Source organism: Mucilaginibacter dorajii (assembly GCF_024808255.1).
GTDB lineage: Bacteria > Bacteroidota > Bacteroidia > Sphingobacteriales > Sphingobacteriaceae > Mucilaginibacter > Mucilaginibacter dorajii.
This window is the reverse complement of sequence record NZ_JANTYS010000001.1, coordinates 478011-491806: the sequence shown is the minus strand read 5'-3', so window position 1 is coordinate 491806 and position 13796 is coordinate 478011. Positions and strand designations below refer to the sequence as shown.

General features: G+C 44.7%; 7 protein-coding genes. All 7 read right to left on the bottom strand.

From position 1 onward, the window contains the following. Positions 1-7 precede the first annotated feature (7 nt). Positions 8-3187, bottom strand: a complete 3180-nt coding sequence (locus FHS10_RS01730; RefSeq protein WP_259087058.1) for a SusC/RagA family TonB-linked outer membrane protein — start codon at positions 3185-3187, stop codon at positions 8-10. 198 nt (positions 3188-3385) lie between these two features. After that, positions 3386-3538 carry a hypothetical protein gene (locus FHS10_RS01725; protein ID WP_259087056.1) on the bottom strand — a complete coding sequence of 51 codons (153 nt, stop codon included), beginning with the start codon at positions 3536-3538 and terminating at the stop codon, positions 3386-3388. A 161-nt stretch (positions 3539-3699) separates the two neighbouring features. After that, positions 3700-5160, bottom strand: a complete 1461-nt coding sequence (locus FHS10_RS01720) for a glycosyl hydrolase (RefSeq protein ID WP_259087055.1) — start codon at positions 5158-5160, stop codon at positions 3700-3702. Between the two features lie 325 nt (positions 5161-5485). Next, positions 5486-6367 (bottom strand): AraC family transcriptional regulator, encoded by an 882-nt coding sequence (locus FHS10_RS01715; RefSeq protein WP_259087053.1) that lies wholly within the window; start codon positions 6365-6367, stop codon positions 5486-5488. Between the two features lie 627 nt (positions 6368-6994). Then, positions 6995-11224 (bottom strand): hybrid sensor histidine kinase/response regulator transcription factor, encoded by a 4230-nt coding sequence (locus FHS10_RS01710; RefSeq protein WP_259087052.1) that lies wholly within the window; start codon positions 11222-11224, stop codon positions 6995-6997. Between the two features lie 68 nt (positions 11225-11292). Further along, positions 11293-12423, bottom strand: a complete 1131-nt coding sequence (locus FHS10_RS01705) for a glycoside hydrolase family 26 protein (protein ID WP_259087048.1) — start codon at positions 12421-12423, stop codon at positions 11293-11295. A 54-nt stretch (positions 12424-12477) separates the two neighbouring features. Further along, on the bottom strand, positions 12478-13674 hold the full coding sequence (locus FHS10_RS01700) for a glycoside hydrolase family 26 protein (protein ID WP_259087047.1): 1197 nt from the start codon (positions 13672-13674) through the stop codon (positions 12478-12480). Positions 13675-13796: the final 122 nt, after the last annotated feature.

Below are 13796 nucleotides of genomic sequence, written 5' to 3'. Positions count from 1 at the left end.
TTATAGTTTAAAATGAAGCTCTTATATTAATATTATAGGAACGGATATTAGGGTACCCGCCCAGATCGACACCCTGGCGCGCGGCATCATTGCCATATCCGTTGACCTCCGGATCATATCCTTTGTATTTGGTTAGGGTCAGCAGGTTGTTGGCCATTACAGAAACTTTCAGCAGCCTTAACCCTGCAAATTTTGTTTTTACAGTATAACCGAAAGTGATGTTCTTTAAACGTACATAAGAACCATCCTCGATAAATCTGCGGGTAAAGAGCGCGGTCTGACGGCCGTAATCAAGAACAACTTTGGGAGCGGTTGCATTGCTATTATCAGCACCATCTCTCCAGGCTCCCTGATATATGGATAACAAAGTATTTTTTGACCCGCCGGGTAATGCGAAGAATCGGGTATTCATGTTGATAATGTCATTTCCATAGACGGATGTAACGAGGATGCTGGCATCAAAATCCTTGTACCTAAAGCTGTTGGTCAGGCCCGCCGTGAATTTTGGATTTACATCGCCGATGTACGTACGGTCAGCCGCCGTTAATGCATTAGGTTTGCCGTCAAGGTCTTTATACCTGATCTCCCCCACTAGCCTCAAAGCCGCAGCGTCACTGATGCCCGCATTGGCGGGATTTGCCCTTACTTCTGCAATACTATTATAGTAACCGTCTTCTACATAGCCGTAAATGGCACCGATGGGATGACCTGGCGCCTGAATAAAAGGCTGGTCATTCGTTGAGATAGCAGGCGCAAAATTCCGAAGGGCGCCATTACCTAAACTGGTGATTTTATTCCGGTTAAATGCAATATTAAAATTGGTGTTCCAGGTAAAATTTGTTGTTACTACAGGCGTGGCTGCTATAGCGATTTCTAAACCTTTATTAACTACATTACCCGCATTCACCAGTTGGGTAGGAAAGCCTGTTGAAGCCGGTACCGTGACAGATTGCAAGAGGTCATGGATATTCTTTTTATACGCGTCGATCGTTAAATTCAAACGGCTGCTGAACAAGCTCAGATCCATACCCAGGTTGTAGGATGCTGTAGTTTCCCATTTCAATTTGGCATTGCCCGGACCCGAGTAATAGTCAGGCCCTATACCCACCTGCTGCGCTCCGTTGAAAATATAAGGTTCGCTGATCAGCTTATCGTAAGTTGAATAAGGAGCTATACCCTGGTTACCGGTTTGTCCGTAGCTGAACCTTAACTTAAGATCAGACAAGTAGCTCAGTTTATTTTTAAGGAAATTTTCGTTGCTCACTCTCCACGCGATAGCACCTGAAGGGAAGTAGGCGAACGGATTCTCCTGAAATTTACTTGATCCATCTCTTCTTAAAGATGCCGTTAGTACGTACCGGTCACTATAGGTATAGTTTACTCTGGCTAAGAATGATTGTAATTTTTGATTAGTCGCCCCCATTGCCGGTGTTACCTGATTCAGCGCAAGCGCAAGATTCTCGTTCTTTAAAGTCGCCGTAGGGAAGTTTGTCGCAGCCTGATTACGATAGCTCGTGTTCGTCACCTCATAAGTTCCGCCTAAAATAGCGGTGATCGTATGCAGCTTACCGAAGGTCTTGTTGTAATTCAGGAGACTTTCAAATGCTGCATTATTAAACCCGCTGGTGCCTTTTAAAGCCGAACCGTTAGCCGAATAACCTTCGTAAGTTGTTACCGGATAAAATTGGTCGCGATCAGTTTGTGTTGAATTCAGGCCTATGTTCTGACGGAATTTCAATCCATCGATAATTTTTACTTCGAAGTAGTTCGACGAAAATATGCTCAAATTGGTCAACTTGTTCAGGATATCTGAAGCATAAATGACAGGGTTGGTTGTAAAAAATGCTTCTCCAGTACGAGTGGAAGAAAAGTCAGTTACGGATTCGTTGGTTGGCGGAAATGTCAGTGCGGAACGGGTAACGCCTGCGTCGGCGCCATCGGTACGCTGGACATTTGTGGTCACACCATTACTAACAGACCTGCCGATAGTAGTACTTGTGCCTATTGTAAATATCTTACCTACATTCCTGTTCAGGTTAACGTTCATGCCGAATTTGGTGAAATCGGAGTGTATGATCGTTCCTTCCTGGCTTGTGTAGTTGAACGACAGGCTATGAGTGCCCGCGTCAGAACCGCCGGAAATATTCATTGAATAGTTATTGTACCTGGCTGTACGGAATATTTGATCCTGCCACGAAAAATTATTCCCGGCGTAATCCTGAGGGCCGTTGACATATACACCGCCGACAGTTGTCCCGGGATAAGGCTGAGTATAGGTCGTACCGGTATATTTATTGGAATTGTCCGACCCTTCGTTACGATAAGTAGCATATTCCTGAGCATTCAGTACCCTTAATTTTTTTGCTACCTGGGAAACACCACTGGTAAAATTGAACTCGATACGATCCTTACCGGATTTGCCGCGACGTGTTGTGATAAGCACAACACCATTGGCGCCGCGTGATCCGTAGATGGCAGTCGCTGAAGCATCTTTTAATACGTCTATCGATTCAATATCGTTGGGATTAAGGAACTGCAACGCATTCACAGAACTTCTTTCCGCGCTGTTGATCGAAGAAGGCTGCGAACTGGCCGATCCATTGAACGGGATACCGTCAATAACATACAATGGTTCCGAACTGCCGTAAAAAGTGCTTGTTCCGCGAACCTTGATCTGGATACTTGCACCCGGAGCGCCTTCACTTTGAGTGACATCTACACCTGCCAGTTTCCCCTGCATGGCTTGAAGCACATTGGTAGGAGATTCCTTGATCAACTCCTCTCTGGTGACTCTTTGAACAGCGCCGGTCACGTCAGTTTTTCTCTGACTGCCATAGCCGACGCCCACAACCACTACATCCGACAAAGCGGTGGTCGTTGATATCAGCTTCGCGTTAATGGTCGTTCTCCCATTGACCGCGATCTCCTGGGCTTTCATACTGATAAAGCTGAATACAAGAATGGCTGAATTATTGGGAACCTTTATGCTGTAGGCACCATTCTGGTCAGTACTGACAGCAGAAGTTGTACCTTTAACGGTAACCGTTGCCCCGGCAACGATACTGCCGGAGTCGTCAGTTACTGTCCCCTTCACGGTGAGGGAGGTTTGCGCAGATAATGCCGAGCAGTAGCATAACATCAGCACAGCCAAAAAGAATTGCATCAGTGTGGTATTACTTTTTCTCATTTTTAATTAGGGTTTAAAATTGGTGTTCATTTCGGGTGTTCATGCGTTAAAAATTGGGTTCAACAAACTCCCGTAATCTTTTTTTTGTTCGTGCACAAAACGCCAAGAAAGGGGAAAGGAGCTAATTGGTTAGGCCCAAAACTAAACAGGAAGGCCATTCCAAATAGTCAAAAAAAGGTGCCGAAATGTTAATCAAGATTAAAAAATACTGCAAATCAATGAATTACAAATAAAAACCTCCTGTTTCAATATGCTATGGGCTGCTTTTTGATACTGATCTCCGAAAACGGCAGGTAAAGCCAATGCTGCGGCCATGCCTGCATTAGCTTTAATAAATTTTCTGCCGTCCATTGTTTTTTATTGTTTGTCGATTTACGGGCAGGATTGCTAAAAAAACATGACCCGAATGTTAAGTTTAAATTGAAAAGGCACATCGCCCGCTGCTTTGCGCACGATGTGCTTTGCAAGAGTTACAGTTGAATAACCACCAAAATCAACTGACAACAAAGGATTTAATGCAGGGATGGCATTTCATCCAGCGTAATCACATAAGCATGGTCCATGGTTTTTTGCCATAAAGCCAGCGAATTATAAGTGCTCGATTCAGTAAATTTACCATACCAGGGCATAAACCAAGACCATTTTGCGCCGTCGGCCACCAGGTTGTCGGGGTCGGGCATAGATCCGCATTCTGATATGGTCACCATTTTCTGATAATTGTAAGTAGCCCGCATCGAGTTGTAGATCGATATACGCGATGAGTGATCACCTGTGACATAAATATCATCGCCAACTATATCCACATACGCATCACCGGGATACCACGAATAGTCACCGGGCAAACTGGTCCATACCCATATCAGATTTTTCAGCCCGTGGTAGTTCACCATTCGGTCGTACATCACCTGCCAAAGTTTTTTGTAGGCTGTCGATCCCTTTGCTCCCCACCAGAACCAGCCGCCCGAAGCCTCATGAAGCGGCCGCCATAACACTGGTACATGCTGACTTTGTAAGGTGACCAGCAAATTCGAAACATAATCAATATCAGCGATCATCTGGTTATAGCCTGTCGAACCAGGCGTCAGAATACTCGTCACATCAAAAGTTGCGCCATTCGGGAAAGCTGTGCTCAGATAATTAAAAGACTCAGTTGCCCTGGAAGGGTCACGCCAATGCCAATTCATAACAGGTATACCGTTCTTGTCCCACCATGTTTTTGCATTGTTAGTAGGCGTCAGATTGTTATACCAGGTGTAACCGCGGTTGGAATTCATGAAGTCTACCCCCATAATCACAGGCTCCTTTCCGGTATTTGTTTTTAACCAGTTCGTTTCGTCGAAGCTACTTAGGGTCATTACCCCCGAAATGATCTTGGTGCCGTAATTATTTCTTAGGAACTGGTATACATTATTGGCCTCGGGACTTGCTCCAGGTGTTACCAGCGAGGGATTGATCAGGATCTCTATCCTGACGTAATCGATCTGGAGATAACCATAGGATTTATTGATGGCTATTGTCCGTGTACCGGCTGCAAGAAAGTAAGTGCTGGCGATCTTGTATTCTGCAAAAGCAGCATTTTGTGCGATCGTGAAATTATAATCACTGCCATCTATGCTGAGGATATTGGTTTTCGTTGCATAAGGAGAAGCCGCGCTGATATAAATGTTATAATAAGCATTAGCAGGAATAGAAACCTGATACGAAATATTGCCTGCATTCTGTTCCACAAAATATCCCCCCGACCTGCCGGTATCAGCTACGCTGACCGCGCCGCCGGACAAAGTTCCCGATTCTGCTTCAAGCTTGGGGCCTGATTGCACGGATAAGGTTTGCACTCTGCCCGAGGAATTCGTCGCAGTTGGTATTACCGGTGTATTGTGTTCATTATCTTGCTTTTTACAAGCTGTAATAAATACAAGAATAAATAAAAAGGCTGTAAACGGGCCTTTGACTCTTAGTTGATCTGTTCTCATTTCAGTTAGATTTATGGTTTATAGATTGGTGGTTTTCAACAACGTAATTGATCACAGCTTCCTGCGAAAGCTGTGATCAGTCCTGCATATCCAGTCAGGGGCGTTTCCGGAACCACGCTGAAGGATAATTGGTTGCATAAAACTAAGTTGTCGCCAAACTTGCTTTGATCAAAAAGAGGGGCGCTAATGTAAAGCCACGCTAAAACAACAGTGAATATCTACTATCATCTTTGTTTCTGGCAACAAACACCTGCAGTCAGAAGTGCTGAGGCAAAAGCGTGCATATCGGGGCGCATGTTGTTAAGAAATAGCATTTAGAAAGATTTTATTCCAGGCTTACGGTTTTTAGGATGGTGCTTCGGAATTCAGTTGGGGTGCACCCCCGGCATTGTTTGAAGACCCGGTTAAAATTCGAAAGGTTGTTAAACCCGCATTGATAGGCGATCTCTGAGATACTGTCGTTCGTGTCCGCCAGTATCCGCGTAGCATGGCCTACTCGGATCTCGGTCAGTCGTTCTTTAAAAGTAACGCCGGTACCTCCTTTAAAAAAACGGCTGAAGCCGCTCTCGCTCATTTGGGCAATTTCAGCCAAAGTCTTTAGCGGTATGTCCTTATCGAAATTGTTCTTCAGGTAATAGTTAACGTCTCCAATTCTGGCACATTTATGGGATCTTAATATGCGATGTCCGAGATCATAACTTGCGAGCAGTTCCATTCCTGTAGACGTGGCCATAGTAAACAATATGGAAAACAATTCGATAATTCCTCCAAACCCTTTCTTTGCTGACATCGCGTTGATGCGCGCCGACAATCCATGCGCAACGGTTTCTGAAAATAAAATTCCCCGCGGTGATTGTTCAAGCATTTTCCGAACAGGGAAAAATTGGTTCCTGCTGAGCATTTTGTCGCTTAAAAGGTCCTTTGGAAAATGTAAACTGATCTCTTTAACAGCATCGTTGGCACAATTGTGAAGTAGCCGGGTATGGGGTAAATTTGAACCGACGAGAACAAGTTCAATATCCTGAGATGCTCCAATGTGATCACCGATGATCCTTTGTGATTGCGCGGCGCCGATGATCAAATTGATCTCGATCTCTTCGTGAAAGTGAACAGCAGAATTGAACCTATCCTTTCCGCGCATGGTGACATTGATACACTCACCTGTAGCAAACGGTATAATTTCTTCAAATAGCGATGTTTTCATCATATGGTTTAACATGTGTTCTAAAACGGGGATCATAGGTAACCATCAGTTAATCCGGGGGCCCGCTGTCCTATTGGTCATTAAAAATAGCGGCTGATAAAGACCGGTATCGGAATAAATAGGGCATCATATGTTAAGTAAAATGGCTAAAACAGCTGAATCCTGCCAATGATGTAAGACACCAGGATTATTAACGACGAAATCCGGATCCTTGGCCGTACCCGAACTATTTTGATATGCATCCCGAAACTGTTAAAGCACTGAATAAGTCAATGATCGAAGTGTTTAGTCTGCCCGCACAATGTTTATTTTAAGATCAGATCAGCGGTTAATCCCGGGAACAAACACTGCAGGTACCTGGATCCCGGGAAAACAACGTATAGAAGCAGATCATAGCCGCCAGAGCTAACATTTGAGTTGATGGAAGGAGGATATCTGTGCCAGGTCAGTTGTTCGGGAACAGGGCAATGGCCTGACTGACGAGATACCGCGGTACGAACCGGCCGCTGGTTTAATTTTTTAATACCGGTAGATAATGACTGGCGTTACTCCCGGCAAAATAGTAACCGTTCAACATACTTGCATGACCATAACACCTTTCAGGCCACGACCCGGAACCTCCGGTTGCTGCTACTCAGCAGGCTCATGGCGCGCGGTCCTTGAATCCAAATACTTTGTAGGTATCATCCCAAACTCGTTTTTAAATGATCTTACAAAGTTTTTGGTAGTCTTGAAGCCTACTTTGTAGGTGATCTGCGAAACCGTGAAATTCCCTTTTTCCAGAAGCTGCGCAGCTCTTTGTAAACGGAATGATTTGATAAATTCAAGCGGGGTCTTTCCTGTCAGGGCAACGATCCTTTTGTATAAGGTAACGCGGCTTACCAATACCAGGTTGCTCAACTCGTCAACAGAAAAATTGCTGTTAGCGATATTTTTTTCGAGATAATCGATCAGTTCCTGTAAGAACTTTTCATCAGGGGTCTCAACCTCCACCTCCGGCGGCTTTATCTCCAGTCTTTTTTGATAGGTTTTTTTAAAAGATTCCTGCTGGGATAATACGTTGGATAACTTAGCCTGCAGGATCTCAACACTGAAGGGTTTCGTAATGTAGTCGTTTGCACCGGATTCAAGTCCGTACAGCTGTTGCTCCAGCCCATTTACCGCAGTCAGCAAAATAACAGGCAGATGCCGGGTACGCTCATCGGATTTTATCTTTTTACAGAGCTCTACACCGTTCATTTCCGGCATCGTTATGTCAGTTACGACTGCGGCAGGGTGATGGAACAAGGTTTTTTGCCAGCCATCCTTTCCATTGTTCGCTTCTATGACCAAATAGCGCTCACCTAAACTGTTCTTCAAATAGTGACGCAGATCCGCGTCGTCCTCTACCAGGAGAATGGTGGCTTTCTTCTGTTTCTGCTCTCTTGGCGTAACTTCTCCCTGGCCTGGAAGTTGTTCTGCTTTGCAGGGGGCCTCTACAGGAGCTTTAGCATCATCCTTAAGATCCTCTCCGGCAGGTATAGGCAAAATTAATGTAAAACAGCTCCCAAAGCCAGGTTCGCTTTCAATCTCGATATGCCCGCCATGCAATTCGGCAAATTCTTTGGCGATGGAAAGCCCTATCCCACTGCCCTGATTGACTATGGAATCCGGCATCTCAATTTGGTAAAAAGAACCAAAGATCTTTTCCTGCTGATCTTGGGCAATACCTATGCCGGTATCCCTGATCTTAACCTCTATCGAATCTTGATGCTCGCTGGTCTGGAGGAATACGGCTACTTTACCATTTTCCAGCGTAAATTTGAACGAGTTTGACAAAATATTCAACAATACCCGTTCAATTTTTTCGCGATCGAACGGAAATGTATATTCTCCGATCATGGAATTGAAACTTAGATCAACGTTCTTTTTATCTGCCAGATCTTTAAAGGAGAGCACTATTTCTTTTACAAAGGAAACAAATTCACCGTTGCTTTTTTGAAGCATCAATTGTTTCGCTTCCATCTTGCGAAAATCAAGGAGCTGGTTCACGAGGTTGAGCAGCCGGGCCGCATTATTCTGAATAACAACAAATTGTTCCTGAAGATGCCCATGCAGATCTTTGGTATGTAAGATCTTTTCTACCGGGGCAAGGATGAGAGAAAGCGGTGTTCTGAATTCATGACTGATATTGGTAATGAATTTGATCTTGGACGCATCCAGTTCCCTTATGCGCAAAGCCTCGACACGTTCTTGCTCCACCATTTGCAAGGCGGCCTGTCTTTCCTGTTCAAGGCTGATCTGCAGTTCTCTCTTTTCCTGCTCGGCACTGAACTGAGAACGCAGTTTCTGTATCCCTCTGCGTCGGACAAGATAAAGTACGATCCCAAAGCTTATGATATATAGGATGTAAGCTAAGGTGGATTTATAAAAAGGCGGCAGTATATGGATCTCCAGTTGTTTAAGATCAGCGTCCCAAACCCCATCCGGATCTGACGCCCTCACCAGGAATTTGTAATTGCCGGCATCCAGATTGGTATAAGTGGCCTTTCTCGAAAGATCGTCCGGAGTTATCCAGTTTTTATCGAAGCCGGACAGCATGTATTGATATTTCACCTTATGCGGCTCAAGATAATTGAGGGAGGCGAAGGCTATCGTAAATACGTTCTGATGGCTATTAAGCGTGATACTGCCGGTTTCATTGATGGAATTCCTTAAGACCACTGAACCTTCAGCTTTCTCATCAACTTTTACCGGTTGATTAAAAAGAAAGAGATCGGTAAAAACCAATGCGCTTTTACTATTCAGATTACGGATCCCGGCCGGCTGAAAGATATTGAGGCCATCTGCACCGGCAAAAGCCAATTCCCCGGAAGATAGCCGGCAGGAAGCGCTCCTGTTAAATTCCTTTCCCTGAAGGCCGTCATATTCGTCAAAATTGATGAACCGAATTTTGTGGCGCTGTTCATCTGCTACAATGGCTTTAGATAGACCATTTGATGTGCTGATCCAGAATTCATGGCTGCCTGCCGGCTCGATGCTTTGTATATTATTGCTCGGCAAACCGTCCTTCACCGTAAAATTGTAAAAATGATTTGAAGCGATATTGTAAATACTGAGGCCCTCGCGTGTCCCTATCCATAAATTTCCCCTGTTATCCTTCCTCAGAATGTTCACCGAATTATTGATCAACTCATTTCCCCCGTTATCCTTGCTTAATATGGTCTCAAGTTCACTCTTATTTCTTTTCAAAACGCTTAGACCGTAACCTGTTGCAAACCAGATATTGCCCAGATCGTCTTCCAGCACATTGAAGATATAGTTGGATTCCAAATGGCCGGGGCTGCGCAGGAAAACCTTGAATTGTTGACTTCTTTCGTCTAAAAGATTGATCCCACCGCCCATAGTGGTCACCCAAAATCGCCCGAATGAATCCTTCAGTACTCCTGAGACCCTGTCATTGCTTAGACGCCCGCCGGTAGATTTTGTACTGAAATGTCTGAAATTACTGCCATCGAAAAGGTCAAGTCCCCCGCCGTAAGTGCCGATCCAAAGTTCAGACCCCTTGCCCTTGGTGATGGAGACAATGGCATCATTGGATATGGAGTTAGGGTTTTCCGGGTCATGCTGCAAGTTTTTCAGGAGCTTCGATGTCCGGTCATAATAACACAGCCCTTTACCGTTGGTACCGATCCATAGCCTGCCCTTTCCGGCATCGGTGACCGCATTGATATCGTTATATTCAAGGCTGTTCCTGACGCCGTCGATCCTGGTGATCTGAAATTTAATCCCCCCCGGATGGAAATAGCTGACACCCCGCCGATAGGTTCCTGCCCAGATCGTACCTAAGTCATCGCAGTAGATGGTCGTTAAATTGTTTTGTCCCAAACTTTTGGGATCATTTTCAGAATTTAATGCATACGTGATCTGATTGGTTTTCTTATCGAGAATATTAATGCCACCATGATCGGTCGCTATCCATATCTTATCATCGGCAGCTTGTACAATACCGGATATAACATTTGAGTTCAACCTGACTGGCTCAGAACTCCTGTTTAATTTCTGGATCGCGTAGGATACAGGGTCAATATAAAAGGCTCCGATCGGGTTAGAAAGATCATATATCCAAATACCGTCCTGCCGGTCAACAAATACCTTATAGGTGGCGTTCTCGCCCGGGAACATATTTGAAAATGTTACGATACGTTTTTTTACAGAATAGTCAGCATGATCGAGGCGCTCAAGGGCGAGATCAGCATGCAGCACCCAAAGGTCACCGTTCTGACAAATTCCAATATCGACAATGGGAACAGCATTAATAGTATTTGTTTTTCCGATGACATGGTTTATATGGTCCAGCTTCTTGGTTTGTGAATTATAATGGTAAAACCCCGAGATCATCGAAATATAAAGATATCTGGTGTTCCCAAATTTCTTGAGTGCCCGTATCTTGTTTTCCGTAATAGAAAATTTTCGGAGATTAGCGGCTGCTTTTCGCTGAAAACGATCTAACCGTTCATCATACAAAGAAAACCCTTTACGGCTTTGTACCCAAAGTAACCCGTCCGGTCCTTCACTGATGCTCCGGATGTCGTTATCATCCAGTGTCGTGCTATCACTTACCGAGTGTTTATATACTTTGAAATCAAAGCCGTTGTACTTTGCAAGGCCTGAGAGTGTGCCGAACCAAATAAAACCCTTTGAATCTTTGTAAATGCAATTGACCTGATTATGCGGCAGTCCGTCCCTGACCGATAAATGCGAAAACTGATCCGGCGCGCGTTGAGCATATCCTGCTATAGCTGATAATATCAACGCAAAACTGAACAACACCTTATATGAGTTTCTCAGGGACATTTCGTAATTAGGTTTTATAGCCATCAGCAAAGCCAGATTGAATATATTAATTCATAGTTTAAACGGCAATATTTTCAATATTAACGCATCCTTTATGGGGTGTAAAAACTTAGTTCCTTCGCTTCCTGACCAAAGATCGTTTCCGGGGCCTTATAGAAATCTAAAAAATCACTTGCCGAGGGATGTCCTGCAAAAGGCGCATAATATTCCATTTTGCCGCTTTTTAAATGATAGCCTGCATTCCGCCAAAGTAGCATATATGCAAACTTATGTTTTTTAAATACGGGTTCAATGATCTTTGTGAACCACCGGCTCAACGGAATTCCGTTGTATCCGATCTCCGCTATTGCTCCGATCTTATCGTGTCTGGCAGCCATCCGTTCTGCAATACCCAGTTTACTGTCCAATTTTTCTGCGAAATCATAGCTAAGTTCAGGGTCTCCGCGCTCATAGGTATCAAAGGATACGACGTCAGCAATATCATCGCCGGGATAGAGCCTTAAAAATTCGTCTTCATTATCATATTCTGTACCTGTATTATAGACGATCAGCAAGTTATGTAATTTCATTTTTTCACGAAGATAACCGACAGTGAATCTGAAAAGCTGTTTGAACTCTGACGGGTTGCCCCCGGTAACGCCCCACCAAAACCAGTTTCCTGTACATTCATGAAAAGGCCGGAATAGTATGGGTATCGGTTTGCCGGTGTCATCTTTTAGTGAACTCAGAAACACCGCGACACGGTTAAGATTCCGTACAAATTTCTTATGATACCGCTGTCCCGGAAGGATATTGGCAACAGAATGCCTGGTGGTATCCCAGGCTGTACTGTCGTTTACCGGGTTGCGGGCGTGCCAGCTGATCGTAATGACGCCTCCGCGTCTATAGCCATCCTTGATAAATTGCCGCATCGCGTCAAACGGCACGCCATCAAGGTTTTTCGGTGCCCCTTGTTCTATGCCTCCAAGCTCCCATCCGTATAACGCGGGATAATCGCCGACCAGATTTTTGATATCCGATGCGCTGTCAACATACTTCCAGTTGACACCATAAGCCAGCGCGTCCTGATGACCGACGAGGTATTTTCCGTTCAGGCTTTTCAGTTTTTTATACAGATGGACAGCCTCTGGTGTACTCTCTTTATCAGTTGGCCGGTCAGTCTGTGTGAAAGCAAATGAAGTTTTCAGAAGGAAAACCAAAAGGACGAGGTGTTTATGCTTCATAACCAGATCAAAAAGTTAAATTTCAGGTGTAGTAATTGGTAAAGTGGTAATTGATCAGGGTTGAGATCCGGTGTATTGGTTCCCGGCAACCGAGGAAATCCCCAGTGTTTTTATGTCCGATTCGAATAAAGTATAAGGATCATGATAAAATCTGATAAAATCGTCACTGCTGACCTGACCTGGGAATGGTGCATAAAAATGTGTCGGGCTATGCATATCATTTCTCCATACAAGGACATAGGACAATTTGAGTCCTTGTCCCTTGATTGCTCTTAAAAGAACCTGTGTCCACCAGGTGGCATTGGGTATCGATTCCAGACCCGTTTCTGTAAAGGCTGCCAACTTCTTTGCTTTAACTGCATAGTCTGAAACAATTTTTAGTTTCTTTACTGCATTATCAAGATGATAGCCGTCCCGGCCCAGATCGGCATAATCATCCATGCCCAAAAGATCAACCCACCTGTCCCCGGGGTACCGGTCCAGGTAATCTGCCGTATTCTCAAATTTGCAGTCGGGGGAAAAGGCATAGATAAAATTGTGTACCGCACAATCTTTTTTAAGGTACCGAACGGTGAATTGCCAAAGCTTTTTGAACTCCGCTTTCGAACAATGCGCTTTTCCCCACCAGAACCAGTCTCCGTCCATTTCATGGAAAGGACGAAATATGACAGGAATATCATTCCCCGAACTATCCTTTAACGAAATGGCCCAACGGCCGATCATCCGAAGGATTTCCTTATACTTTTCATGGTATAGCCCACCGGGAATGATGTATTTAACGGCAGGAACTGACAGGGAATCATTCCAGTAAAAGCCGCCGGGTGAAACCGGGTTGGAAAAATGCCAGGCAATGGTCGTTATGCCGCCTCGTTTATTGGTTTCAACGACCTCCTTACGCAGTTTTTCCTGATTGTACGAACTTTGGAGTGCCGGCACATTGGTGATTTCGGAAATATCAATCCCAACGACAGCAGGGTTGGAACCGGTAACCGACTTCACATCGGAACGTTCCGCGTCGCCACTCCAGCCGTGACCGTATTCCATGGCATGCTGATGTCCGAAAAGAATAAAATTCTGTGCAAGGTAATAAAGGTTATCACCCAGGGCCACCGTTGCTCCGGATGCTTTTTTATCTGCTAGCCTGGCATGCTGACCATACCCCGTGCTGCTATTAAAGATCAACAAAAAGGTGATAACCGTAATGATCTTCAGATTTCCGTTCATATAATTCTTCCCGCTTTTGTAATTCATGATTACTATGATTTAAATGTATTTTCCCCCCGCGCACCAAGCAACCTTTGTTCCTGTCGAACTTCCCTCATCTTGCTCCGCACATTTTTCAGTCGGCCCGCTTTCTTCAAAATGCATCACCG